The 23,464-nt window shown below is 29.5% G+C and carries 33 protein-coding genes and 2 pseudogenes; 1 reads left to right on the top strand and 34 read right to left on the bottom strand.

Annotated features, from left to right (window positions below; all coding sequences use genetic code 11):
• Positions 1-328: 328 nt before the first annotated feature.
• The 5 genes and pseudogenes from bdr (QIA22_RS06880) to QIA22_RS06860 all read right to left on the bottom strand — a co-directional run bounded on the left by bdr (QIA22_RS06880) (position 329) and on the right by QIA22_RS06860 (position 3,812).
• Positions 329-793 (bottom strand): annotated as a pseudogene (gene bdr, locus QIA22_RS06880) (Bdr family repetitive protein).
• A 13-nt stretch (positions 794-806) separates the two neighbouring features.
• Entirely contained in the window at positions 807-1,367 is a 561-nt protein-coding gene (locus QIA22_RS06875) for a chromosome replication/partitioning protein (RefSeq protein ID WP_012644031.1), read from the bottom strand.
• Between the two features lie 28 nt (positions 1,368-1,395).
• Complete coding sequence (locus QIA22_RS06870) at positions 1,396-2,160, bottom strand: ParA family protein (protein ID WP_367612054.1); 765 nt, start codon at positions 2,158-2,160, stop codon at positions 1,396-1,398.
• A complete protein-coding gene (locus QIA22_RS06865) occupies positions 2,136-2,702 on the bottom strand; it encodes a DUF226 domain-containing protein (protein ID WP_008882862.1) in 567 nt (188 codons plus the stop codon). Before QIA22_RS06865 ends, QIA22_RS06870 begins: the two co-directional genes overlap by 25 nt.
• Before the next feature lie 9 nt (positions 2,703-2,711).
• Positions 2,712-3,812, bottom strand: a complete 1,101-nt coding sequence (locus QIA22_RS06860) for a plasmid maintenance protein (RefSeq protein ID WP_418457010.1) — start codon at positions 3,810-3,812, stop codon at positions 2,712-2,714.
• Positions 3,813-4,187: 375 nt separating this feature from the next.
• Here QIA22_RS06860 and QIA22_RS06855 point away from each other — a divergent pair, with 375 nt between their 5' ends.
• The gene (locus QIA22_RS06855; RefSeq protein WP_367612052.1) at positions 4,188-5,210 is read left to right on the top strand and encodes an ERF family protein; all 1,023 of its coding nucleotides are present in this window, start codon (positions 4,188-4,190) and stop codon (positions 5,208-5,210) included.
• A 40-nt stretch (positions 5,211-5,250) separates the two neighbouring features.
• On the opposite strand, the gene QIA22_RS06850 is transcribed toward QIA22_RS06855, so the two are convergent.
• The 29 genes and pseudogenes from QIA22_RS06850 to QIA22_RS06710 form a co-directional block, all read right to left on the bottom strand.
• Complete coding sequence (locus QIA22_RS06850) at positions 5,251-5,691, bottom strand: Mlp family lipoprotein (protein WP_367612050.1); 441 nt, start codon at positions 5,689-5,691, stop codon at positions 5,251-5,253.
• Positions 5,692-5,796: 105 nt separating this feature from the next.
• A complete protein-coding gene (bdr, locus tag QIA22_RS06845; RefSeq protein ID WP_367612048.1) occupies positions 5,797-6,384 on the bottom strand; it encodes a Bdr family repetitive protein in 588 nt (195 codons plus the stop codon).
• 182 nt (positions 6,385-6,566) lie between these two features.
• Positions 6,567-6,878 (bottom strand): hypothetical protein, encoded by a 312-nt coding sequence (locus QIA22_RS06840; protein ID WP_367612046.1) that lies wholly within the window; start codon positions 6,876-6,878, stop codon positions 6,567-6,569.
• Positions 6,879-7,026: 148 nt separating this feature from the next.
• Entirely contained in the window at positions 7,027-7,380 is a 354-nt protein-coding gene (locus tag QIA22_RS06835) for a BBA14 family lipoprotein (RefSeq protein ID WP_418457008.1), read from the bottom strand.
• Positions 7,373-7,708, bottom strand: a complete 336-nt coding sequence (locus QIA22_RS06830) for a BlyB family putative holin accessory protein (protein WP_418456932.1) — start codon at positions 7,706-7,708, stop codon at positions 7,373-7,375. Before QIA22_RS06830 ends, QIA22_RS06835 begins: the two co-directional genes overlap by 8 nt.
• Positions 7,698-8,045, bottom strand: coding sequence for a BlyB family putative holin accessory protein (locus QIA22_RS06825; RefSeq protein ID WP_418457006.1), 348 nt, complete (start codon positions 8,043-8,045; stop codon positions 7,698-7,700). The genes QIA22_RS06830 and QIA22_RS06825 overlap by 11 nt, the downstream gene beginning before the upstream one ends.
• 3 nt (positions 8,046-8,048) lie before the next feature.
• Entirely contained in the window at positions 8,049-8,252 is a 204-nt protein-coding gene (gene blyA / locus QIA22_RS06820; RefSeq protein ID WP_418457050.1) for a holin BlyA, read from the bottom strand.
• A gap of 76 nt (positions 8,253-8,328) precedes the next feature.
• A complete protein-coding gene (locus QIA22_RS06815) occupies positions 8,329-9,141 on the bottom strand; it encodes a DUF685 domain-containing protein (protein WP_418457048.1) in 813 nt (270 codons plus the stop codon).
• 9 nt (positions 9,142-9,150) lie between these two features.
• On the bottom strand, positions 9,151-9,756 hold the full coding sequence (locus tag QIA22_RS06810; protein ID WP_418457046.1) for a DUF735 family protein: 606 nt from the start codon (positions 9,754-9,756) through the stop codon (positions 9,151-9,153).
• 5 nt (positions 9,757-9,761) lie between these two features.
• Positions 9,762-10,640 (bottom strand): DUF276 domain-containing protein, encoded by an 879-nt coding sequence (locus QIA22_RS06805; RefSeq protein WP_367611819.1) that lies wholly within the window; start codon positions 10,638-10,640, stop codon positions 9,762-9,764.
• On the bottom strand, positions 10,637-10,969 hold the full coding sequence (locus QIA22_RS06800; protein WP_418457044.1) for a DUF2634 domain-containing protein: 333 nt from the start codon (positions 10,967-10,969) through the stop codon (positions 10,637-10,639). Before QIA22_RS06800 ends, QIA22_RS06805 begins: the two co-directional genes overlap by 4 nt.
• Positions 10,970-10,998: 29 nt before the next feature.
• Positions 10,999-11,559, bottom strand: coding sequence for a DUF777 family protein (locus QIA22_RS06795; RefSeq protein ID WP_418457042.1), 561 nt, complete (start codon positions 11,557-11,559; stop codon positions 10,999-11,001).
• Between the two features lie 11 nt (positions 11,560-11,570).
• Positions 11,571-12,521 (bottom strand): DUF693 family protein, encoded by a 951-nt coding sequence (locus QIA22_RS06790; protein ID WP_418457040.1) that lies wholly within the window; start codon positions 12,519-12,521, stop codon positions 11,571-11,573.
• A 3-nt stretch (positions 12,522-12,524) separates the two neighbouring features.
• The gene (locus tag QIA22_RS06785) at positions 12,525-13,208 is read right to left on the bottom strand and encodes a DUF792 family protein (RefSeq protein WP_418457038.1); all 684 of its coding nucleotides are present in this window, start codon (positions 13,206-13,208) and stop codon (positions 12,525-12,527) included.
• A 22-nt stretch (positions 13,209-13,230) separates the two neighbouring features.
• The gene (locus QIA22_RS06780) at positions 13,231-14,493 is read right to left on the bottom strand and encodes a DUF759 family protein (protein WP_418457036.1); all 1,263 of its coding nucleotides are present in this window, start codon (positions 14,491-14,493) and stop codon (positions 13,231-13,233) included.
• Positions 14,494-14,500: 7 nt separating this feature from the next.
• Complete coding sequence (locus tag QIA22_RS06775; RefSeq protein WP_418456836.1) at positions 14,501-14,737, bottom strand: DUF1322 family protein; 237 nt, start codon at positions 14,735-14,737, stop codon at positions 14,501-14,503.
• The gene (locus QIA22_RS06770; protein ID WP_418456834.1) at positions 14,734-15,189 is read right to left on the bottom strand and encodes a DUF1473 family protein; all 456 of its coding nucleotides are present in this window, start codon (positions 15,187-15,189) and stop codon (positions 14,734-14,736) included. The genes QIA22_RS06775 and QIA22_RS06770 overlap by 4 nt, the downstream gene beginning before the upstream one ends.
• Positions 15,190-15,204: 15 nt before the next feature.
• A pseudogene (locus tag QIA22_RS06765) lies at positions 15,205-15,634 on the bottom strand (DUF1463 domain-containing protein).
• A gap of 14 nt (positions 15,635-15,648) precedes the next feature.
• Entirely contained in the window at positions 15,649-16,761 is a 1,113-nt protein-coding gene (locus QIA22_RS06760; RefSeq protein ID WP_418457034.1) for a DUF787 family protein, read from the bottom strand.
• Positions 16,742-17,311 (bottom strand): DUF764 family protein, encoded by a 570-nt coding sequence (locus QIA22_RS06755; RefSeq protein WP_418457032.1) that lies wholly within the window; start codon positions 17,309-17,311, stop codon positions 16,742-16,744. The genes QIA22_RS06760 and QIA22_RS06755 overlap by 20 nt, the downstream gene beginning before the upstream one ends.
• A complete protein-coding gene (locus QIA22_RS06750; RefSeq protein ID WP_418457030.1) occupies positions 17,308-17,697 on the bottom strand; it encodes a hypothetical protein in 390 nt (129 codons plus the stop codon). The genes QIA22_RS06755 and QIA22_RS06750 overlap by 4 nt, the downstream gene beginning before the upstream one ends.
• On the bottom strand, positions 17,685-18,068 hold the full coding sequence (locus QIA22_RS06745; protein ID WP_418457028.1) for a DUF1506 family protein: 384 nt from the start codon (positions 18,066-18,068) through the stop codon (positions 17,685-17,687). Before QIA22_RS06745 ends, QIA22_RS06750 begins: the two co-directional genes overlap by 13 nt.
• Positions 18,068-18,523, bottom strand: a complete 456-nt coding sequence (locus QIA22_RS06740) for a DUF3890 domain-containing protein (RefSeq protein WP_418457026.1) — start codon at positions 18,521-18,523, stop codon at positions 18,068-18,070. The genes QIA22_RS06745 and QIA22_RS06740 overlap by 1 nt, the downstream gene beginning before the upstream one ends.
• Before the next feature lie 19 nt (positions 18,524-18,542).
• Positions 18,543-19,502, bottom strand: a complete 960-nt coding sequence (locus QIA22_RS06735) for a hypothetical protein (protein WP_418457024.1) — start codon at positions 19,500-19,502, stop codon at positions 18,543-18,545.
• A 21-nt stretch (positions 19,503-19,523) separates the two neighbouring features.
• Positions 19,524-20,096, bottom strand: a complete 573-nt coding sequence (locus QIA22_RS06730; RefSeq protein ID WP_418457022.1) for a DUF228 domain-containing protein — start codon at positions 20,094-20,096, stop codon at positions 19,524-19,526.
• A gap of 29 nt (positions 20,097-20,125) precedes the next feature.
• On the bottom strand, positions 20,126-20,890 hold the full coding sequence (locus tag QIA22_RS06725; protein ID WP_418457020.1) for a DUF228 domain-containing protein: 765 nt from the start codon (positions 20,888-20,890) through the stop codon (positions 20,126-20,128).
• A 7-nt stretch (positions 20,891-20,897) separates the two neighbouring features.
• The gene (locus tag QIA22_RS06720) at positions 20,898-21,455 is read right to left on the bottom strand and encodes a DUF228 domain-containing protein (protein WP_418456822.1); all 558 of its coding nucleotides are present in this window, start codon (positions 21,453-21,455) and stop codon (positions 20,898-20,900) included.
• A gap of 11 nt (positions 21,456-21,466) precedes the next feature.
• Positions 21,467-22,159: a DUF1357 family protein gene (locus QIA22_RS06715; RefSeq protein ID WP_418456820.1), complete on the bottom strand. Its 693-nt coding sequence runs from the start codon at positions 22,157-22,159 to the stop codon at positions 21,467-21,469.
• 16 nt (positions 22,160-22,175) lie between these two features.
• On the bottom strand, positions 22,176-23,399 hold the full coding sequence (locus QIA22_RS06710) for a phage portal protein (RefSeq protein ID WP_418457018.1): 1,224 nt from the start codon (positions 23,397-23,399) through the stop codon (positions 22,176-22,178).
• Between the last annotated feature and the right edge of the window lie 65 nt (positions 23,400-23,464).

The raw sequence follows: 23,464 nt of genomic DNA, 5'->3' as shown, positions 1-23,464 counted from the left end.
ATATATATAGCAAAAACTATTTTTGCCAACTTTTTTGCAAAAATTTTTATAAAAAAGAAGTGGGGACTTAACCAAACTCTTTTCTCAAAGAATCTCGTTAAGTCCCCACTATATTATTATTTTTATCAAATTCTAAAATATAAGGTAGTCAAAAATGATAATACATCAAATAACTACGATGATTTTAGTGTAGTCCAATTTAGAATTAAAATCAATTTGTATTTGTTAAAATAAAAGAACCTATTTAAATTATCTTGTTAAAAAATTCAAATAAGTTCTACTTTAAAGCTATATGTCAACTTATTACTTTATAAAATTTTAATCATTCTTAATTTAAAAAATACTTATTGAATATAGAATAGATAATTGGAGCAAGCGTTATTCCCATTATTAGAATCACTTGTATTGTTCTATTACTTACAGTAAGTTCGTTTTTTAAAACATTTATTTTATTATCTAGGCTAGATATATCCTTTTGTAAGGTTTTTTCTACATTATCTATCTTAGTGTCTAAACTGTCTATTTTGGCATTTAAACTTTTTTATACATTGTCTATTTTGATATTTACACTGTCTATTTTAACATAAATACTATTTATATCTTTTTGTAAATTCTTTTCTACATTAATTATTTGTTGTTCTAAAGAGTTCATTTTCTCTTTTAAAACTTCAAAGTTATAATTGTCGTTCTGAAGCAAAACAAAATCTATCGCCTCTTCACTAAACCCTTTATTTAAAAATTCCAACCTTATATTTTCTATTTTAAGAGCATTATAGTAGGTCAAATTACCCATAAAATCCCCTTTATTATCCTTTTAATTCTTTATATTTTTTTAAAAGCTTGTTAATTAAATCTTTTTGATTTTCAAAAATCTCATCCATCATAAAACTTGTAAATTTAGAATTTTTTTTATAAAAATTGTAACTTTCCTGTTTTTTAAGTTGAAATCTTAGCGGTTTTATTGGATTTTGTTTTGAAATATTTCTATCTATATCAGATTTTTTAATCTTTTTATACGCCTGGTTAAAACCAATTTGTTTAATTTCTTCTTTTGTTAAATCTCCTGATAAAACTTTTTTATAAAGACGCAAATATAAAAATGCCTGGCTTCTTGCTATAACAAATTCCTTAAGAAAATCTTCAAATTTCTTATAACCATCAAGTTCATAAAGTTTCTTTATCCTTATTTTATATAAAATTTCCATCAATTCAATTTTATTATTAATATCACTTGAAGTAATTCTTCGCAATTGATTTTTATAGCTTTCATATTCTATTTGATTATCTTTATCATTATTACTTTCAAATTGATTAACACTAACTTTCCTATTATTTAGAATAAGTTCTTTTTTCCGATTTTCAGACATTATTTTTACTCCTTATTTTAAAAGTACGTCAGCATACTTTTATTATTTTTTTTAAAGTTTCTTTAGCCTCCTTATAGTATATTTCTTGAATATTGGGCTCTTTTAATTCATTAATCAAAATCTTAATATTATTAAAATTGTGAATTTTCCCCTTAACAAAAAGACCATAATTTTTATATAACAATTCTTCTATATCTTTTAAGGTATTTCTATTTTTAATGAATTGATTTTCAACTATTGATATTTTTATTTCTTTATTTTTAAATATATTAACTTCTTCTATTGCATCCATTAGCATAGGAAAAGCTTCAACTGACCATCTTTCAAGCTGAATAGGAATTATAACTTCATCTGTAATATTTAAAGCATTAAATAATAAAGGATTTAAACTAGGAGGAGTATCAATTATTACATAATCAAAATTATTGCTGTAGAAAATTTTCTTCAAACAATGTTCCAATAGCTGTTCTTTATACCTCTCATCTTCTTGCTCAAATTTACATAAAATTGGATGAGAAGGAATAATGTACATTTTTTCATTAATCTTATTTAAATATTTATTTAAATCATCCTTTTTATAATCCTTAAGCATATAATACACATTAATACCTTCAATACTTTTTAAGTATTTAGCAAAATAACTAGTCAAACTATTTTGAGGGTCTAAGTCAATCAATAAAACCTTATTATCAAGGTCCTTCAAAATAAAGCTAAAAATAATTGTTAATACACTTTTGCCAACACCACCCTTAATTGATGCTATTGTTATTATTTTAGGTTTTTTATTATCCATTTTATTAACGGTCCTTGTTCCGGGTATTTTTTCCCATAAAATTTATATACTTGTTGTTCTAAATCCGTAAACATGCTAAATAAAACTTTATTGTAGTGATTATTTGTTCTTTTCTTATCCAATAAACGATATAATCCTTTAAAATAGCAAAAAACACTTCCGGCTTTAAATCTAAATTCCATATAATATGCCCTTGCTAATGCATATGCTTTTCTAGCCCCATTTATTTGATACTTTATTAAGGGTTTTTTAATTGGTTTTCTATAGCCATAAAAAATACCAATAAACTTATCCCCTTCTTTAATTGGGTATAAGTGAGTTTCTTCAACAATTCTTTCTCCATTAAATAAGGCCCTCAATGATAATCTAAATTCGTGTTTTTTCTCATATACTCCAAATTTGTAAATGTCCATCATTATTTTTGTATGGTACATTGCTTTACCATTTTCTTTTTCAATTAAAATAAAGCGTTCTTTATTTTGGCATTCAACTTTACATTTTCCTTTTTTTACGGTTTCAATAGGTTCTAGTGCATTTTCCATGTTAAATCCTTATACGACCTTTATGTTAAATTCTTCTGTGACTAAAGATTTTCTTTTATTTTTTATTATTTCTAATAATTCAAGATAATATGTACCAAATACTTTATTGTATTCTATTTTCTTCTGGTTATTCAAATATTTTTTTACAATGGGCTTTAGAATTTCAATATTTGTATCTTTTTTTAGTTGTTCAATAAGGATATTGAAAATGTTTTTCTTTAAATTTTGATAATTTTGTTGAGAATTTTGTTTTTTTCTTTCAATAGATTTTTCTAACTTACGTTTTATGTAACTTAAATCGCTATATTTATGATTTTCAATAATAAAATGGGGCTTATATCTGTAATTTTCGTATACTTTTTGTAAATTTGTCTTTAATTGTTCCGAATTATATCCATTTTTTTCGAATTCTTTCTGAGTGTTATTTAGAATTCTTTTTAGTTTCTCTTGCTTTTCTTTAAAGCAAGATTTATTTAAATTTATGTTTTTTAGCAATTTATTTTCAACTCTTTTTATGTTTTTTATTATTTTAATCATAGTATCTTTATCAACATTTAATGTTAATAAAAATAGAAGAATTTCTTTACATAAAAAGTTACATTTATTGAAATAATTTCTTACTTGATACTTTTCTATTTGGTTAATCTTTCTTTCTTCTTTTATATTATTTTTATTACTTAAACACTCCACTGAATTTACACTACCATTTTTAGAAATATCGTCTTTAAAATGGTTATTAACTCTAGATTTAAATCTAGAGTTTTTTCGCTCTTTAAAGTACTTGTTTATTTTCTGGTAACATTCTTTTTTAGGATACTTAAGCTTATAGTAAATTTCAGTCCCACAATTTACCCCCATGTGTTGGTAGTAGTTAGTTGTAACTTTTAGTACTTTTTCTAATTTATAAAGATAATTTTGCATTGTTCTTAAAGTAGTGGGAGATAGACCATTTCTTTTTAGATTTTCATTAAAGTAGTAGAGTATGGTTTTTTGTGTGTATTTTTTATCTTTTTTGTTTAGATAATCTAGTGTTGGGACAAGAGATATTAATTTGTATTGGTGTTTGTTGTGGCAAGTTGGATTTTTTGTGGCATTTGAAAAACCTTTCATATTTTTTCTCCTATTATGTTATTAATAATTAATATTGATTATGCAAAATTTTGATTTAAAAGTAAATACTTTTCTAAAAAAATATTAAATTTTAATTATTAATTTTGTTAAATTAATGCACTTTTTGTAACTGAGTAAAAAGATTGATTGATTTTAATCCAAAGTTAGACTATACTACAAACAGTGTAGAAAAATATCTTCATTTTTTCTACCTATTATGTAATTTGCAAAAAATAATACAAGGGTTTAGCGAAGTTCTTTAGCAAGAGAATTTAGCTAAGCCCTAAATTTTTTTGTAAAAATTTTTATAAAAAAGTTGGCAAAAATAGTTTTTGCTATATATATATTTTTATATAACATAATAGGAGAAAAAAAATGAACAATGTTTCAAACAATAATAATCAAGAAATACAAAATAATATTCAAGCAGAAATAGACTTTGAAAAAAATATGCGCACTCTATTTATGAACTTGCCAGGGATTGATAAGAATCTCAAGGGGTACGGATACAAGTATCAGAATTTCAATGAAATAGTTAGAGAAATTAAAAATATTATTAAGAAACATAATTTAGAGCTTCGTTTTGGTCAATATCCAGTGTTTACAGTTGTAGAGGGGCAAGTTTTACATGTTATTAGAACTACATTCTACAGCACAAGTAGTAGTGGTAGGTATAAAGAATCATTTGATACACCAATACTTACAGAAAAATTACAATGCAACAGTGAAAATGGGGCTAAAACGGTAAATACATTGCCACAATTTGTTGGATCAGCTATTACTTATTTTAAAAGGTATGCTTTAGTTGCAGCTCTTGGTATAGAAAGTGAAATAGATACCGATGCAGCCCCTATTTACAATAATCACGAAAACGAAAATTATATGCCTAACAAACAAGCTAGTGTTAATCAAAAGCAAGAACAAAAAAGAGAACAAAAACAAGAGATTAATCAAATTCAAAAAAATAACACTATTCAAAACCAGAAAAGAGATATTAAGCAAGAACAAAAAAAAGATAGGTTTTATTATTACAGTATTTTTAAAGAAGCGTTGTCTAATATAAAAGATTGGGTAAATAGCCCTACAACAAAATATAATATAAACTTAATTATTCAAAAAATAAGCTTTATCCAGAATATAGACCCCAATAATTTTGATGATATCAAGAAAATTGAATCTGATTTAATCTCGTATTTTGAGAAAAATAGTGATTTTAAGAGTGTAAACTATTGGGCGGAGATTATAAAAAACTATTTCAAGAAAAATAATAGATTAAAGGATTTACAAGATTTTGAAAAGTTTATGGCGTTTAAGAGGACTAGTTATGGTCCTAGTCCATTAATATTCTTTAGTATCTTAAAAGAAGAAAAGCAATTTGATTATATATTTGCAGCATAGCAATATTAAAGCCCCCAATTTGGGGGCTGCATTATTTATATTAATTGCATGTAGTAGTTGCATTATTTGCAAAATCATTTATATTTCCATTTTTAAAGAATTCTGCAACCACAGTTTTGAAAGTGGTTATATGCTGTTCAGCATCATTTTTCCCAGTACATTTATCAAGTTGAGTTTTTATATGATCAAGTGCTGATTTTATTTTATCATCATCATTTTCTAAGAATTTATCAAATTTTCCAACACCAGTTAAAGCGGGTTTTAACCAGTCAAGGTGTTTTTTTTGATCATCAGATAGCTTTTCTCTAAGAAGTTCTTCTTTGGATTTAGGTTTTTCTTGTGGTACTTCTTTTTGGGTTAAATCACGCTTTCCCCGGCTTTTTGTTTGTTGGGCATTATTTTTTAAAGTGTCATTATCATTAGAATTACAGCTATTTAGCATTAGTAAAAATAAACAAAATAATATGTTGATGATTTTCATTGTTACTCCTTTCTTTATTATTAATATTCACTTAACTAAGTATTAATACTAAATATTGGATAAACAATTATTATTTGAATTGATATGTTTTAAGTGAGGTGGTAGCTATTTGGAAATGAAAGCAAATATTAACCCTGCTATCATTGTGATAGACATTGCTCCCATGATTCCCAATACCCATTTAAGCATTTCTGAAAGAGACATTAAATTCTTTTCAACATTGTCTATTTTGGCATTTAAATTCTTCTCTACAGTATCTATTTTAGCATTTAAATTCTTTTCTACAGCATCTATCTTAGTATCTAAACTGTCTATTTTTAGATTTAAATTCTTTTCTACATTGTCTATTTTAGTATTAAGTTCGCTTTTAACAGCATCAATCTTAACAGTTAAATTCTTCTCTACGGCATCAATCTTGATGTCTAAATTAGATATATCCTTTTGTAAATTCTTTTCTACATTATCTATCTTGGTATTAAGTTCACTTTTGGCATTATCTATTTTAGAAACAAGATTATCAAATTTTATATCAAATTGTTTTTCTAGATTTTCTAAATCTCTATATGTTAGCTCATTGTGATAATATCTTTTAGATAAATCTTGTGCTATTAGTTGTTCCATGCCCAGTCTAATAAATTCTTTATATATTTGTTCTTGAGTTACACTTGCAATATTTGTTGACACTGTTTCCATAAAATTTTCCCTTATGGTCATATTATATACTATTTTAGATTAATTGACTTTAAAGATTTTTATATGTAAATGGGAATTTCTTGCAAGAAAAACCTTTTTGTAATTTACATTTTTAACTTAAAATATCAGCTTTAAATTTTTTACTATAGGTTTTTTTAAAAAAATATTACAAAAATCTTAAATTATTTTTTCTTTTCTTTGTATACTACAACAAAGCTAAACCCCATTAAATGGCTTAGTGATTTAATTTCAAGAATATTTTCGGCACCTATTTGGTTAATAAAATTTTCTAAACCTATTCCTAAAAGTTCAAATGGAAATTTGTTTTTATCTTCTTTTTTTACAGAAAAGTTAGATTCAGACTTGCCAGGGCCTTTATAGCTAACTATTAAAGTTTTAACTTTAATAATTTCATCTTTTTGAATTTCATATGAAATTAAATTACTAATACTGATAATAAACATAAATAATATTAATAAATTATTTTTTTGCACATTGTGCTCCTTAATAAATAGAATATTAATAACCTTATATCTTTATTAGGATATATCCTAAAATATAAAATTTTATTTAAAAATAGTATAAATAAACGATTTTAAGATTATAAAGTAGAATTTCTTGCAAGAAAAACCTTTTTGTAATTTACATTTTTAACTGAGAATATTGATTATATACTTTTTCCGCTATTGGTTTTGTTTTTTTAATGTACTCTAAATATATGTTGATATTATGTCTTACCGCAGGTATAGAGTGTTCGTCTTTTAATGTTGATAAGTCTGGATAAGGATATTCTGGATAATTTGGATCATTAACTTTAACCTTTGTTTTAGCTAAAAATGTTACAAGGTACATAACATACTCTGAAAGTTGTGTTTCATATTTGGCTAAATATTTTAGTGTTTGAATAATTGGAGGGTTTGGCTCTTCTGGTAGGTTGGCAATAGTAGTACAACACAATAGCAAAGCAATTAGTAGACAATGCAATTTCTTAAGCATTTTCACTCCTTTTAAGCATTTTGATATATTCTTTCATAATTTTGTTGCGTGTTGCTTTAAGTGAAGTGATAATTTTTTTATTTTTGTCAGCAGAGATAGCCTCTATTATCTCAATATTGTATTTTAAAATGTCTTGTATTTCTTCAAATATTTTCACTGACTCAGCTGTTTCCATAGATTTTAGTGTGCTTATATATGTTTTGTAGAAAAAGTCTATTACTTTACTAAAAGTATTGATGTAATTATGATCTATGTTTGTATCAGTTTTAGCTATATTAGTTAAGCTGGATAGTAAATTAAGCCCCAAACCAATAGTGTTATTTTGCATTGTTTGTTCTTTCCTTATAGATAGGGTTTCCTTCCTGATTGAATTTTAGATCATTAGATATTTTTAGATTTTTTTCATCAGAATTAACTAAATCAATGCATTGATTGATTTTTTCATTTATTGGCGCGAGTTTTTTAGTTATTGTTGGGGTTAATGCACTCTCAAGTCTTTCCATATTTGCTGTATAGATTAATTTATAATGAGAATACAGCTCATAAAGCAAAAAGAATCCTTTATGTGCAATTTCATCAAATTCATCTTTAAATTTAGAAAATATATCAATAAGGGTTGATAAAGACGTAAGTCCTAGCTCAACATTATCTTTAGATAATTTCATAAGTTAATCTCTTTTTTTAATGTGATTTTTGCCATTCCCATTGCCATTCTTAAAAAGCTTGCCTATTACAATAGTCAAAATGTCTTTTAATAAAGGCTTAAGAAGAATTAACACTCCTAAAACCAGTACTATTACAAAAATCATTACGGCTATAAGTTTAATTTCATTTAAATTGATAAGAAGTTCTGTTAATTTAATACTATCCATTTTTTAATCCTTCATTTTAATTTTTTTAGTTTTATATGTATATTATATATCAAAATAATAATTTTTGATAAAAATTTTATAATTTGCAAAAATATGGGACCGGATTTCCTGATATGTGGACTCTTTTTTGTATATACCATCCTTTGTACATAGGAACTCGAATAGATACTGAAGAGGAGCCCTGATGCAGATAAACTAGGTTTTTTTGACTTTCATCGGAATACCGTACATGTAATGATTTCCTCCCATTGCTCTGGTGTTTTATGTCAATATCAATATCAAGGTAAACTGGATCATCGTCACTACTTTTATTACAATAAAGAGTTACATCACCGTAATCGTCCATATTAATAATCGTTCTTTTCCCCTTGTATTCATGCGGATAGAAGGCAGTACCTGAAGTTTTATTGCCGATAGGAAGATACTCGGATAGCAAGCCAAGCAGTTGTTTAGGAACGGGTGTTTTTTGAATAGTGCCGAAAAGACGAAGTGTTAAAAGATAGTCATCTTTAGATAGAGTGGTAGATGATATGCCACTTTCAAGGGAAGATCTTATTTTTCCATAAAGATTTGAAAGTTTACTAGATTCATTCTCAATTAGCTTGTCAACGATTAAATCGTAAATGCTTTTTATAAAATCTTTATCAGCTATAAGTTCAGTAGCGATTGTAGACTTAATTATCTCTTTAAAATAGCCTAGCTCTTCGCCTTTAAATGTTTGGTGATTAACGGTTTTTAAGAAGTTTTTAAAGGTGATAGCATTGCTGCTTGCAGCTCCATCATCAAGCAGTAAAAGATCAGTATTGTTAACGGTCGTAACCTTATTTAAATCTTTTATTTGAACTATTTCTTCTTCATCAATCAGTAATTTTTCTTGATCATCAGCCATAAAACCTCCTTAGTTGTTAAAAGTAATAATATTGTTACCATCTTTATTATTAATTTTGAGAACTCTACCAATAGGAATAATTCTCTTAATAAAAGCATAAATTGAATGATCATATCCTTTAGGAAGTGAGTTAAATACTAAAGCTTTTTTCGATGCAGCATATCCCGGTTTCTTTTCTCTAAGTAATATCTTTTTAAGACGTTTCCCTTTTTTAGTGCTAGGCGAAATAAAGGTAGTAAAGTTTGTTTTTATTACCCCTTTTAAAGAGATATCAATAACCCCAGCTTCAGGAGTAGTAACTTCAATGTCCACATTTAAAAAGGTCTTGAAAATCAGTCTAAATGACTCATCAGTACCAATATGCCGTAAAGCAAAAATAACGCTATTAATATTGCTTGTAATACTTTGTAAAGTTTGAGTTTTTGCATAAAAGATAGATAAAACTTGAGATATCCATATTGCAATATATCTTGATTTTATATTTTCTATTGCATTAATGGATATGAAGTTGGAATTAAGAGTCTTAAGCTCATTAAGTAGTGCTTGTGCATATTCTGTTTCTGTACGTATAAATTTATGAATCTCAGTGCCATTAAATAAATTAGATATTTTCATATTTGTTAACTATCCATATCAATAAGCAATCGATCTGTAGTATTGAAAAGTAGCATTGTATCATCAGTAATAGAAATATCTTGATTTTTTTTAAAATCGCTATCAGTAATTTTTGCAATACTCTCAGTGTCTGCATCTTTAATACAAGCACTTATTTCCATAAACTTAATTCCTTTAACTTCATTAACTGGAGCAAAAAAGTCTTGATATTCAAAGCTAATTCCCATATCAGAATAGTTATTTGAAATAATCCTAGAATATATATCTCTAATTTGAGAATCTATGTTTAAGTAGAGGTAGTTTTTAAGGTCAAGTTTATACTTTACTTTCATGTAAACATATTTTCTTTTTCCTAGTGATATTTTGTAGGATTTGCGTTGACCAGTTGAATTGAGGCCATCAATTTCTATGTCTCCCTCAAGTAAAGTCCCACTAGGGGTTGTTAGATATAATGTTTCCCAAAGTTTTGCTTTAAATTCAGGACTGTTAATATTAGATTTACTATTATCTAGTAAAGTTTCCTTTAGAATTAGATATATATTGGCTTTACCAGCTGCACTTTTAATATTGGTGTACTCAATCCCATCAAGATTAAGTAAAGCATTGCGAACCGCACTGTAAGTTGTGCTTTTAGAAGAAATGTGTTCTTCAATAGCAGCCCAATAAGTGCCACCCGGTTTCATTTTAGAAAAAAAGAGATTAAGCTCATTAATTATTTCTTCTTCAATTAATGCTAAAGAAGACGCAATAATGTTATAAATTGAGCTTTGGTTATCATCAATATTAATCCCATAATTTACACGCAAATATTCTCTTTTCGATCTTACAATATCCTTAATTGTACGTTTTAAAATGCCAAAATCAGAATCAAAAACTATGCTCATAAATTAAACTCCATATTCAAAACATCGCCTAAGAAAAAAAAGGATATGTGTGCTTTATTGTCTTGTATAGTAGTTGAGATGTTTATTAAATCTAGGTTAAGTTCTTTAGATATTTCGTGAAAATAATTTTTTACAGCGTGAAGATTGTTAATTTTTAACAGTTTTAAAAGCAAGAAATAGTCCAGTCCCCAATGAGGAGCATAGCTTAAACTACCCCTTAAGGTTTTTAAAAATATCAAAAATCTTTGTTTTTGTTCTTCAATTCCATCAACAAGTGATAAATCGTTATTAAATACCAATTCAAAATTATTGCCTAATCTTAAATCCATACTATTAATTATACCATAATTAGCAAAAATTACTTAAACAAACTATTAATATCAGAATTAATTTTAGCAGTTGTCGGGATTAAGGTGATCTGGTCTATTGTGGGGGCTTTGGTGTTTGGATCTATTACGATTTTCAACCCCTCAATAGCACTTACAATATTTTTGAGAATTGTTTTTAAGCTAGTTGTTTGGTTAGCTATTTCAATGTTATTGTTTGCTTTAATTTTAACAGTATCAGAGATTAGATTTAAAGTCTTTGGGCTAATTGCACTAAGTATATAAAAATGATGTTTGTCAAAGTGAATATCATTATTTTTATCAAAAATATTAACGCTTGATTGAAGTAGTAAAACACAATCACCTTTTGATAGTTCTAAACCGATATTAGAGATATTTTTTGTGTGAATTTCTAAATCTTCAAATTCGGGTATTGTAACAATAGCTTCTTGAGTTTGTTGTTTAAACTCCTTTACAGTGCCAATTTTAATTATAAAAATGTTTGAATAAATCCAATTTTTAACGTCCTCTTGTGCTAAAGCATGTCCATAAAGACGCTGGTTCATTCTATAAATTTCATAGTCTTCATTCATTCTGGTCCCCTTTATTTTTTAGGTTTTGTATTAGAATCATCTTCTAACTTTAATATCAATGAACACTCTCCCGTGTTGCTAAGTCTTGCACTTGTTTCTTTTATAGTGGTTTTTGTTATTTTTCCTAGTCCGTCAATAAATGAAACTTTATCTCCAACATTTAACTTATGTGTGAAAAATGTTTTTGCGTTCCAAAATATAAGATTTTTTTTGAGTGTGGTGCCCAAAGTAATTTCTTGTTGTGGTATGAATTCAAGTCCATAGTCTTCTAATGCTTCGTAGTGGACATTTTCCCCCTTTTTTAGATAATTAGTAAATATCAGATAGCATTCATATCCCCGTAAACCAGTACCAATATCGGCTATTACGTTATGAACATATGTTCCTTTTATTTTGTCAATAAACTCTTTTGGTGTTGTGGCATAAATATCTTTGTCAATGATTTTAAGACTATCTTTTTCGTCCATATTAAGGATATTGCGATTGGGAAATACAGATTCTATTGCTTCTTGTGCCGTCTTGCCTTTAAAGTTTTTGCCCTCTTTGCCTGCCAATTTGCGATTGAAGAAGTTGCTTTTAGTTAATAAACGAACATTAAGCTCTACACTAAAATCTCCACCGGGATAATCAGTGCTCATAGGGGGCCCTAAAGTTCCCGCCATTATGAAATCAAAATTTTTTTCATGAGCAAATTTCTTATAATATATTTTTACTATATCTCCGAATTTAATGTCGTCGGTGAAGTCTAAGGGAAGATTCCAAAGTACGACTTTTGCTTGTTTGGAACTTATAGTATGAATATTTGAATACACGTTGGATATGGAAATATCAATATGAATCCCATCTTGTGTATTGATGATAATTTTAGGAATTTCTTCGGCGAAAGGAATTCCATCAGGTGATTTTTTTGATGTATCTACATTGTAGAACTCAATTTTAAAATCATATTGTAGTAACAGCATTTTTTATCCTTTATATTTTTCCAATGCAAATGTTTTTACTATTTCTATTGATAAACTAACTTCGACTTCATCAATGAAAGGAGTGTCCTTAAACGAAAGACTTGTAATTACAGCCAATTCTTTTAGGCCAAAAGTTGGACTGTAGATACTAAAAGGAACTTGAGCTTGAAGTCTATTTGCTAGTTGTTCTTTTGCAAGATGCACATCAAAACGTAGCATAGTATTGCCAAAAACAGTCATTTTAAGTAAAGAAAGCATATCCTTATATAAGGATGTTAGTATTCCACCGTTTAATGATATATGTTCACCAGTCATTACCGGATTGTAGCTTACATATTCCGCTTTTCTATCATAATAATTGATGACCGGTCTTTTAGAACAACTAGTATTGTAAGTGCGTGTTATGAGTTCGGTTTTTGGTTTTATAAAAAACAATTGAGGAACATATCCAAAACCTTTTAGATCCATTCTTGGGAATAACACCAAAAAGTTATCTGCTCCAAAAAGAGCAAATATTTGGGTTATTACATCCCGTATTATTCGAGTAATCTCCCTGATTTCTTTCTTTTCAATATCCTTGATTTTTTCCTCGAATTTTTTCTTTTCAATATTATTATTGTTAGTATTTTCATTATTAATATCTATTTTGTTAGTTGCATTGTTAGCAATTTTTTTGTTACTTGTCATAAGTAATTACCTTTTGTAAAAATTATGGTGTGCTGTTAGCATTGTCTTGATTTTGATTACTTTTATCCTCCGTTTCCTCTACCCCATTCCACCAATTTTTAATTGCCTGAATAAGCCGTCTAATAAAGCTTCCTATGTCGAGAACCTGTTTAATCCCGTTAATTATGGGATTGAGAATATCTTTGGTGAAATTAAAATTTTTAATTTTTTCGGTGATCCAGTTAATGCTATTAAGCAATGGATTCAAGACAGTAGTGGTTAAGTTTTGAAGAGTTTGCTCAGCTGAGGCCAAATTACTTTGAATACCCTCAGCATTATTGACTTTTTTTGTAAGGCCGAAAGATTTAAAATCATTGAACATTTCCATCATCTTGGTAATTCTGGACTCTAAATCTACTTCAGCCCCGCTTTGCCAGGCCATTTTGGCATCTTCTATGTATTTGTCGCCAACGCCCGACTTCTTTAATAGATCAAAAAGCTCACTTCCATCACCCCCAAGAACACTATTAACAGCCTTTACCGCATCTTCGCTGCTCATAGCACCACTGGATTTAAGCATAGCTGCAAATTCTACTGCGTTTTTCAAATTAGTTTCATTTAACATATCTAAGTCCCTTAAAGTACCCTTAAAGACACTTGCTTGATTTAAGAATTCTTCTTTTTCTAAATCGCGCTCAAATCCTTTCATTGTGCTAAGAACCTTCAAAAGACTCTCTTTCTCTTTTGGATCACCATAAAACGCCTTATTGAGAAGTTGTGTTCTTTTAGTTTTTGTGTCTTCTTCAACCGCTTTTTTAGCAAAACCTAAAAGGCCGCCCCCAACTTTACTCATAGCGTTGCTAATGATATTACCTAGGGCACTGCCTATTGCAATTTTGGCAACAAGTCCTTTTCCTTGAGAGGTCGCTAACATTTTGCTTTTTGCTTTTGATTCTTTTGCAAGTTCTTTATACTCAAGGCGTCTTTTGTCTTTATCAGACATTAAAGATCTTCTGAAAGCCTCTTTTCTGGCTTTCTCAAACCCCATGCCCTGTTTTATAAGCTTTTTAGTTTGTATAAGTCTATATTTCTCAACACGCTCTCTTAAGCTTTCAAATTTAGATTGTCTGCTAAGTTCTTTCTTCTTGTCCGACAAATTATTTTTTACAATATCTTTAGTGCTTCCCAAACTGGAGTTTCTGGGTTTAAGATATTTTTCCATTTTGGAAATATCTTGTTCAATAGCCTTTTTTGTTGCAGCATGATCAAGAATACCTTTAAATTTAATGGTGAATTTGTCGCTCACTAAGCCCTCACTTGCTTAAAATTAATTCATACAATTCTTTTTCTAATTTAATCTCAGCAAGTCTATTGACCTCTAAAAGCTCGTCATAAGGCAATTTCTTTACATTGTCGTACGAGCAAATATTCATAATTACTGGAAAATAATATTTGTCGTTCTTTATCTCGTCAAGCAAGTTAAAATATTTTTTTCTAGTCTCATTAAGACTTGCAATGGCTTTATCAATATCTCTATTTATTTTGCTCATTTAGCAACCAGCTCATTGGAATTTGATGTACTTGATGAAAGCGAAGTGGCTACTTTTTCATAATCAAAGTTTTCATTGATATAGTCAAAAGTAACAAAATCACCAACATTATTTTCATACTCACTCAAATATACTAAAGCAGGCTTTTTTAGATCATTGTCTAAATGAAAAGTATTAAATTGTGCAGTGTAAATTATTGCAACAAGATAGTCTTTATAATAAGAAATAAATTCTCTATTTTGATCTAAAATTACATAGAATTCGTCTAAAAATTTTGGACTTATCATTAAACTTGTGATTTCTCTTAAGTATTTAACCTCATTAAGCTTTAAAACAGCGTCACTTTGATTAAATCCGAGTACTCTATCCCATTCATAGACCGGAAGTACTCTTAGTGGATATTCATAAGTTTTATTTTTAGTTAAAATTTTCATTTTATATCTCATTATCATAATAAGAATCTCCTTTTAAGAGTTGTTTGGTTTAGATTTTTGGCAATTAATAGCCCTAATTTCAAAAGATACTTTTTCGGCCTCAGCAGAATAACTTCTTGAAGGCTCTTCAGTAAAAATTGCATAGTTAGAAATAATTTTGGTAGCAATTCTATCATTGAATGCTAAATCAAGCATTTTATCCTCTTTTCTCACGTCCATGTTGTAAAACTGTTCATCAGAAAGTTCCGTTAACAAAATGTAGTCATGACTACCCAAAGTAACTTCAATGTTGAAAACATAAGTTATCGTTTTAGGATCTCTTAAGCTTATTACAGGCATACCTTTTATCTTCACTACTAATCACTGCTCTTGTTGTAGGCTCGCTTGTAAGCTCCAGCTTGCCACTATGTAACTGTGTACCACCAATTGAAAAATAAACTTCTCTTAAATCATAAAATTGCATTTTTAGCCCCCCTTTTAAGCACTTAAGCTGTTTTGATAATCAACTATATCTTGAGTAGTAATTACTAAAGCAACAGCATTAATGCTAAAGTTATAAGTAATATTCACGCTGAGTTCTAATTTAAGTTGTGGTGTAGGAGAAATAGTAAGACTTAAATTTTTATACTCTATTATTAGTCCTCTATCTACAAACCGTTTGAGCAGGCACTCAATTGCTGAAGTATATGCATTGTCTCTAGCACCACTAAGCTGTAGTGCTGATAATTTGCTATTTTGTCTGTTGTTTTTATTCCAAATTCTAATAAGCTCAATAATCGCTTCATTTTTTATATAATGATAAGTGAAAATCTCGTCTATTGGACTTCCAGCTAGATCAACACCCTCTTTAAAAGCAGGCATACCATCAAGGCCAGTTTCATTAAGAAGTGAGTAAAAGTTGATTTTTGCAGTTCGCAACTTTCCAATTACAGTGTCGTCAACAAGCGGTGTAGCAGCCAGCGGCATACCATAAGGATTTACAGCATGGAAAATACTTGATTGATGTAAATATTGACTTATAAATTTAAGGTGTAAGTTGTCTTTATTGTTACTGTAAACAACAATATTTCTTTCTTTTTCAATATTGCCTTTATCTTTAAATAGTTCTTTTATTTCTTGTTCTTTAGTTGAGAATACAAAAAAAGTTGAAGGCATTTTGAATTTATTATAGTCATCTTTGTAAATTTTAAGCCCATCATCTGACGCATCTCCCTCAGTGTTAATAAGTACAACAAAAGAATGCCTATGTACTTTAAGATAATTTTTTAGCTCTTCAGGCTTATCCTTATAAATGAAAAGATCGGCTGATTTTAATAATTCTTCGCTTGAATTAAAAAAATTTAACATTGCGGTTTTAAGCAGTGTTTTTTCTTTCCCAAACTGATCTTCTCCATTTCCATTATCTTTTTCTAAAGTTTCAATTTGTTTTTCATAATTATTAACGGTTAAATTCAATATTTTATAGCTAGCAGCATCTTTGTTAACTTTGATTTTAGCTGTTTTGTAAACCAAGAGTGGATTGTAATAATTAGGCCTACTAGCTTGGATCCTAGAGTCAATAAAACTTACACTAATTGTATCTTGCGGCAATTTTGTATTCCTCCTTTAAAATTTCAATTGTTTTTACACTAGCATTGAATGCTATAGATGCACTGTATGCATGGTTGCTATATTTTGTGCCTAAATTAATAAGCCCAACTGTTTGCATATTAGATATTGGATAAATATAAAGGTTGATTTGGCTAATATATTCGGGTTGAGATTGACTTTCTAAAGTATACTTATGGGCTTTATTATGTAGAAAGTCACTAAGCATACTATAAAGTATCAACATACGCGAATTAGCGTCAAAATCTTGAGCGTTTAACACTATTGCAATAATATATACTTGAAAATTTACACTAAATTCCAAAGCATTCTCATAAAATGCACCGGCTCTAGAATTATGATCAAATAGATTTTCTGTGCCATCAAATTTCAATGCTATTATATTTGAGCTAGCAGCTGTGATTTTTGAAAGATATGGATGATTGTAGGTATTTATGATATCGCACTCAAAATTATTTTCAGTTGCATACGCCTTAAACCCTTTAAATATTTGGGTTAAATGATTTAATACCATATCTAAAGTGAAAATCATTCAACTGTTACCTTATAAGTAATCTCTGATAACATTTTGGCTGTATCAACAAGTGGAATTGCTGCAGTGTTACTACCCCGTTTAAACTTGTTTTTGATTTTATTGGCCTTTAAGGCTGGAGTGACTTGTGCTGATAGTAGATAATTTTCATAGTACCTGACAAAAGCTTGTCCAATAGCCTCCATTCCCGATTTAGGGTCAAGATTAAACTTAGAATTTATATAGCTATTATTGATATATTCTCTAAACTCAGAGCTACTAGCAATTTTGGTTAAATGTTTTCTTGCTGGTAAATTGCTACTCCCTTTTTCATGCATTTTAGCAATACCCGCACGACCACCAAACCACCCAATTTCCAATTCTATTTTAAATTCTAGCTTGTCCATATAAATTCCTTTAAAACCAAAGTAAAATATCCGATTGAAGAGTCAATACTAAATATTTCAAAGTAAACTAAATCTGCAATTGATATTCGGCCTTTAAGCTCATAGTTAAGGTCTTGATATGTGTAAAGTTTAGAATACCCTTGAATATCAGACATATCAGAGTCATAAAGCATTGCAAGTTCTTGTGGCCGTATGTCAATAATAACTCCTGCGAATTCAGTGTACTTATTTTTATCAAATACTCTCTGATAAGAAGAGTCATTTTCAAGCTTTACAACAGTGCCTTTATAAAACTTTAAGGGTTGCGGGTCCTTAAATACGTTGATCATGCGAAAGGACAGATCTGAAAGTCTTTTTCTAACACCATTCATTAGACAACCCCCACACAAGATGGCGTTGAAGTTTCTCTTTTTAGTTTTTCTAAAAATGCATCAAGTTGTGAACAAAAATTCTTATTTGATCCACAACCCCCCTCACCACCTTCTTCGCCCCCGTTACTGCTAGGATAATAATCAAGTTCAAGTTCATTGAATTTCTCTTTTTTGATCCTATCAAATTCAAATTCTAGAACAACTCCCTGTTTTCTTAATTGACAACCCATGTGATAGAAAGTAAGTAAAAATATTTGTTCATATGTAAGTGAACTAGCATCAATGCCGCGCGTTACTAGAATAGCTTGAAGTAAGGATAAATGAAGTAGAAAATTTTGCCTACTTAGTGCAAATTGGTCTATTCCTAATAGCAATAACACTTCTGAATGAAGTTTTGTCACTAAAGGTTCTTCTTCTCCCTCAGCTTGTGCTTGTAAGTTTTCTTGTTCACTCATTTTCACTTACCTTATACTTTTAACTTTGCTTTATGTTAACTTGCAAAATAGTTTTTCTAGTAGCAAGTAGACCGCCTAAAACAAAATCAATGTATGAATGAGCAATATCAGTTGAGTCTTTATCCACTTGTTCATTCGGTGTAGGCAGCATATACTTGCTAGGCTTAAATTTAATAAGCTCAGAATTTAGTGGATAAATGAGTATTTTATGTTTTAGCAAGTTTGAAGTTTCAATATAAACATCTTCTCTATTATTAATAGCCTTAATAGTTTGAATTAAAACATCTTCCCATTTTTCACAGCTATTTGCTGCACCCTGTGCTGCTGTGTATGGTTTTACGAGTTTAAGTGAAGTTGCTGGGTCAACTATTACCATCATAGGGGTGGAAAATTCATCTCCTAATTCTAACTTTGAAAGTCCCACCTCAATCTTTTCAAAGATTTTATCCATTTTATCTTTATCACCACTAGCAACTTCTTCTTTTATCTGCTCAGGCATATTAAGTAGTCCATACATATTTGGAAGTAGGCGTTTTTGATTTTTCCCATCTTTTTGAATTGAAACAGTCCCCGTTAGCACAAAGTGATTTATAAGTTTAATAATTTCACTACTTGCAAGCTTATAAGCTTGTGCAAAAGGCAGTAAATTATTATTAATGTCCCCAATATATGAATCTGAAGTATAAAATTTCTCAGAAGTCTGCTTTAAATGTCTGAATTTGTATTGTAATTTTAAATAATTAAGTCTTACCACTTCAGAACTAAATCCAATAGTTGAGATAGTATTAACCTCATTGGCAATTGTTGTAGGATTAGCATTTAAAAACGCGTCCCATTTTACAGTTCTTTGATATCCCATTTGTAGATCAACATCTTCAATTTGATCAGGTGAAAACCATTTATACATAATAGGATCTTTAACTTCTCCTATGATATTTGCCACAGCTTTTGCATAATAATTTTCATCAAATAATTCCATATTAAATCCTCCCAAATTTTATTAATTTCTACTTATAGCTTTATTTCCAAATACCGCTACTTTTACCAAATAAACTTCATTGCTAATTTGTTTCGCATCAGTCAATGCTGTTGCATTAATAGTTGCTTTATTTGGCGCTCCAGTAACCTTTTCAAGGGCACCGTCTTTATTAAAAACAAGTTTGTCTTTTACTTTAACCGTAGAATCTTTTGCTACTAAGTAGCCCTCAAAATTATTGGTAATTGGCACAATAGTGGCTGTTTTACTAAACTCATCTATGTCAATGCATATTCCATATAAGTCTTCACCTCCACCAGCCTCAACATGTGGCTCATAGTGACTTTGATTATCTTGAGCCTCTTGAATAACTCTTTTTACTCCACGCTTGTACGGATACCCCAAAAATGGATGATTTTCCAATTTGTCAAACTTACTAGTTCTAGTGCCTCCAGAAGCAAAAAATTCTACATTTTTGTCTCTAAATTCATTAGAATTGCTAAGCAAACTAGCGTCATGTTGGGGATTTTTCATGAACTTTTCAAGTTTACTTCTCTTTTCTTGATACTCTTTTACTAATTGCGTTGTATCTCCCATTTATTTACCTCCTTTTATTCGCCCAAGGCTCAACCACCGTCAGGATTTACTATTTTCTCAAGGCTTCTATTGCCAAAAATTGCAACTTTTATCAAATTAATAGAATAATCTTGCCTAGGATATCTAGCTTGATCTTGATTTCCATCTTCGGGTGCAAAATTGATTGTAAATGAATCAGATAGAGCATATATGTTCATTGCGGTTGGTGGCCCACCACCAGCCTTGATAATAACCCCATTGTTATTTATATCCAATATTTCTCCTATTTTTATGCTCGGATTTCTTGTAACAAGGTACCCCTCAAAGTTATTCGTAATTGGCAATACATACGCAGTGCAACTAAACTCACATACATCTACACATATCCCATACATATCAGTATCAGCTCCAACTTCCACATATATAGAGTTCTCTTTTGGAACAAGCTTAACGCCTCGCTTGTATGGAAAACTATTTGCTGGGTCGTAATGGTATTCCTCTATTTTGTCTGAATAACTTGAACATGCAAATGTATAAACATCAGCTCGCGCATTTTTGGATTTAAAACAACTGCTTGAACTGCTAAAAACCTTATTTTCAATCGAACTCATCGATTTTACATGTTTTTTGAATTTCAAAAGGACATCATCAAGTTCTTTAATTGCATCCAAATAGGGATCTTTTGATTGCACATCTTCAGCTTGTCTTGCTTGCCGTTTAGCCCTAGGAGCAGCAGGGGCTTTTGCCTCTAAATCTAACTGTGGGTTATCAACAGCGTCAAGATTTTCAACTTGCCCGTTACCTTTTAAATCCATAATTTAATTACCCCTTAATAGCTCTATTCCCAAATACACTAGCAAGCACTATAAATAATTCTTCAGTTAATTTGTGTGCTTTTGAAAGTGCTATCGCATTGACGGTCTTTTGACCCCCAGTGGCCTTTTCAAGTTCCCCATGTTGGTTAAAATTTAATTTATCTCCTGGATTTACACCATTTTGTCCTTCTTTCTTAAGCGTTAAATACCCAGTAAAGTTATTTGTAATTGGAATTACAGTTGCCATACCGCTAAACTCATCTATATCGGAGCACACTCCATATAAATCGTCTCCACCTCCAGCCTCAACTTCTAGTTCGGTTGTTCCATCGCCAAAACTAAGCTTAACTCCACGCTTGTACGGATATCCTTTAGCAGGGTAATTCTCTATTTTGTCTTTACTGCTAGTGCACACTCCATCAGAATTTGAAAAAATTAGGTTTTTGTCTCTAAAATCAATAGAATTGCTAAGTAATCCAGAATCTTGTTGGGGATTTTTCATTAATGCTTTAATTTCTGCAACTTTTTTATTAAACTCTTCTTTAATTTTTGTAATATCACTCATTAAAAACTCCTTTAAGCAATGCTTGTTCTTTTATGTCTTTTTAGATTTTCATAAAATTGAATTCGTCTTTGCTTGTAAGTATTACTTATCGCTTGTACAAATTCTGTAAAATTAATTGGAACAAAATTAGAATCAAGCAAACTTGCTCTCTCTTCTGATTTGGCAACAATATTGCCCTTAATAGAGGCAACAGAAGAAGAATTGCTACTCGCATTTTTTCTTAATTTAATATTCACTTTTGCTAAAGAAACAAGTTGTTCTAATATCTCCCCATCGATATGACTAATATCTGACGCTTTAGCAATAGCTTTAATTTGCTCAATTGGAACAAACTTGCGAACAAGTTCTCTGCGTTGTGCTTGCATAATGTCTTTTAGTGTGTATCCCTTTGCAAGTAACACTTCCTTATTGAAATGGTTGCTAAGATGCGCTTTTGCAAGTGTATCAATTTCATTAATTCGCTCAGCCTCTAGTAATAATTGCTTTTCAATACGCTCCCGCTCTTCAACTTCTGCAAGTTCTTTTGTTATTCGCTCGTTTATACTTAAATCTCGACTTGTCTCTTTGGATTTACTATTTGCTTGTTCTTTAAAGCGCATGTACTCTTCAAATTCCTGCGCACTTATAACTTTAGTATCAGCCTTAATTTGCTGTTCTTCTTTATCTTGTGCTTGCAAGTCTTCTTTTTCTTCTTTCTCAGTCACTTTTTAACTCCTTTTCTCAAAATGAGAATAATTTCTCTTTTAACATCGCTAGCTCCTCATTATTAAAGGAACTACTCTGTATAAGCTGGTTATATTTACTGTAAAGCTCAATTAGCTTTATATCTCTTTCTACTTTTTGTTCTTCACTTAACATAATCAGCGAATTAAATTTCATATCAAGCCCGAAATACTTTGTAAGTTTTAAGTTACAAGAGGTCTCAACCTGTTCTTGTACGCCTTTTAAAAAATCGTAATAATTACTCCTATCACCTTTACCATCATTTCCTAGTCCTTTAGCCTGCTCATTAAAACTTCTAGTTAAGGGCTCTTTGGTATCAGCCCCAATTTTCGCCTTAATTAACGCTAACGCCTCCTTTAAGTAACTAAGGTCGTATTTAATAACCTCTAAACTAGCACTAGGAGTAGCCGTATAAAACATTCCCTCATTATTTAGATTGCTCTTAAGCCTAGCAAGTTCCTGTGCTAATGAGTCATTAAGGTTTCTTAAATTAGAAATATCTTTACTATGATTGTTTGAATTTTGTTTTCTCAAAAAAGAAGATAAAATGCCACTTCCCCTATCATTATTACTCTGAGTAAGTGCACTTAAAGAAGTTGTTGCACTAGAGAGTGCGTCTTGTAATTGTACTAAAGATTCATCTTTGTAAAACAAGAAATTGTGGTTTTCAATACGTCTTTCTATTTCAACGTATATCTTTTCAAATAAATAAATATCTAGCAAAAAACTTTCTGTATAACAAGGAACATATCTTTTTAAGATATAATCAAAGTTTTCATATATGATAAGTCGACTTTTATGTATCTTAACTGCGTCTATAGAATTGTTCTTATTGTTGGATTTTATTTTATAGGTTATATGATCAAAATCAACTCCCAAATCTCTTACATATTCATAATCAAGGTATTCAAAACCAATAGGTAATTCTATATTAACAGGTTGTTCGAGATCTATTAGGGGATCTTTGGTTTTTACTAAAACATAACCAATCCCGTGAAAACGGTAGCTTATAATACAATTAAGCAGAGCATTCTTAAGCTGTACCTTTAACCTAGCAAGTTCAACCTCACTAACATTGTGGTCAGTGCTCTCAAGAACAAGTCCGTTCTTGAGGCAATCTTCTGCTACATTTTCTATATAATTTCTAAAAAATATTGAATATTTATATAGTTCTAGTGAACTTATTTTATCTATTAATTTTGTTTTTCTTAAATCACACACCGTTTTACTTCTCTTTATTAAATTAGATGTATGATAGCAAAAACTAATATTTTTGTCAATAAAAT

Origin of the sequence: Borreliella kurtenbachii (assembly GCF_030437945.2) — a bacterium.
Taxonomy (GTDB): Bacteria; Spirochaetota; Spirochaetia; order Borreliales; family Borreliaceae; genus Borreliella; species Borreliella carolinensis.
Note: the sequence above shows the minus strand (reverse complement) of the source record. Positions and strands in the feature narration are given on the sequence as shown.

Bases quoted from the DNA above. Each gene is read 5' to 3' on its own strand.
- QIA22_RS06875 (WP_012644031.1), bottom strand. From the start codon at position 1,367: ATGTCTGAAAATCGGAAAAAAGAACTTATTCTAAATAATAGGAAAGTT.
- QIA22_RS06750 (WP_418457030.1), bottom strand. From the start codon at position 17,697: ATGGACAAGCTAGAATTTAAAATAGAATTGGAAATTGGGTGGTTTGGT.
- QIA22_RS06870 (WP_367612054.1), bottom strand. From the start codon at position 2,160: ATGGATAATAAAAAACCTAAAATAATAACAATAGCATCAATTAAGGGT.
- blyA (WP_418457050.1), bottom strand. From the start codon at position 8,252: ATGGATAGTATTAAATTAACAGAACTTCTTATCAATTTAAATGAAATT.
- QIA22_RS06725 (WP_418457020.1), bottom strand. From the start codon at position 20,890: ATGGATTTAAAAGGTAACGGGCAAGTTGAAAATCTTGACGCTGTTGAT.
- QIA22_RS06830 (WP_418456932.1), bottom strand. From the start codon at position 7,708: ATGCAAAATAACACTATTGGTTTGGGGCTTAATTTACTATCCAGCTTA.
- QIA22_RS06815 (WP_418457048.1), bottom strand. From the start codon at position 9,141: ATGGCTGATGATCAAGAAAAATTACTGATTGATGAAGAAGAAATAGTT.
- QIA22_RS06825 (WP_418457006.1), bottom strand. From the start codon at position 8,045: ATGAAATTATCTAAAGATAATGTTGAGCTAGGACTTACGTCTTTATCA.
- QIA22_RS06810 (WP_418457046.1), bottom strand. From the start codon at position 9,756: ATGAAAATATCTAATTTATTTAATGGCACTGAGATTCATAAATTTATA.
- QIA22_RS06775 (WP_418456836.1), bottom strand. From the start codon at position 14,737: ATGAGCAAAATAAATAGAGATATTGATAAAGCCATTGCAAGTCTTAAT.
- QIA22_RS06835 (WP_418457008.1), bottom strand. From the start codon at position 7,380: ATGCTTAAGAAATTGCATTGTCTACTAATTGCTTTGCTATTGTGTTGT.
- bdr (WP_367612048.1), bottom strand. From the start codon at position 6,384: ATGGAAACAGTGTCAACAAATATTGCAAGTGTAACTCAAGAACAAATA.
- QIA22_RS06785 (WP_418457038.1), bottom strand. From the start codon at position 13,208: ATGACAAGTAACAAAAAAATTGCTAACAATGCAACTAACAAAATAGAT.
- QIA22_RS06795 (WP_418457042.1), bottom strand. From the start codon at position 11,559: ATGAATGAAGACTATGAAATTTATAGAATGAACCAGCGTCTTTATGGA.
- QIA22_RS06805 (WP_367611819.1), bottom strand. From the start codon at position 10,640: ATGAGCATAGTTTTTGATTCTGATTTTGGCATTTTAAAACGTACAATT.
- QIA22_RS06755 (WP_418457032.1), bottom strand. From the start codon at position 17,311: ATGATTTTCACTTTAGATATGGTATTAAATCATTTAACCCAAATATTT.
- QIA22_RS06770 (WP_418456834.1), bottom strand. From the start codon at position 15,189: ATGATAATGAGATATAAAATGAAAATTTTAACTAAAAATAAAACTTAT.
- QIA22_RS06740 (WP_418457026.1), bottom strand. From the start codon at position 18,523: ATGAGTGAACAAGAAAACTTACAAGCACAAGCTGAGGGAGAAGAAGAA.
- QIA22_RS06735 (WP_418457024.1), bottom strand. From the start codon at position 19,502: ATGGAATTATTTGATGAAAATTATTATGCAAAAGCTGTGGCAAATATC.
- QIA22_RS06865 (WP_008882862.1), bottom strand. From the start codon at position 2,702: ATGGAAAATGCACTAGAACCTATTGAAACCGTAAAAAAAGGAAAATGT.
- QIA22_RS06800 (WP_418457044.1), bottom strand. From the start codon at position 10,969: ATGGATTTAAGATTAGGCAATAATTTTGAATTGGTATTTAATAACGAT.
- QIA22_RS06855 (WP_367612052.1), top strand. From the start codon at position 4,188: ATGAACAATGTTTCAAACAATAATAATCAAGAAATACAAAATAATATT.
- QIA22_RS06850 (WP_367612050.1), bottom strand. From the start codon at position 5,691: ATGAAAATCATCAACATATTATTTTGTTTATTTTTACTAATGCTAAAT.
- QIA22_RS06745 (WP_418457028.1), bottom strand. From the start codon at position 18,068: ATGAATGGTGTTAGAAAAAGACTTTCAGATCTGTCCTTTCGCATGATC.
- QIA22_RS06730 (WP_418457022.1), bottom strand. From the start codon at position 20,096: ATGGGAGATACAACGCAATTAGTAAAAGAGTATCAAGAAAAGAGAAGT.
- QIA22_RS06790 (WP_418457040.1), bottom strand. From the start codon at position 12,521: ATGCTGTTACTACAATATGATTTTAAAATTGAGTTCTACAATGTAGAT.
- QIA22_RS06860 (WP_418457010.1), bottom strand. From the start codon at position 3,812: ATGAAAGGTTTTTCAAATGCCACAAAAAATCCAACTTGCCACAACAAA.
- QIA22_RS06720 (WP_418456822.1), bottom strand. From the start codon at position 21,455: ATGAGTGATATTACAAAAATTAAAGAAGAGTTTAATAAAAAAGTTGCA.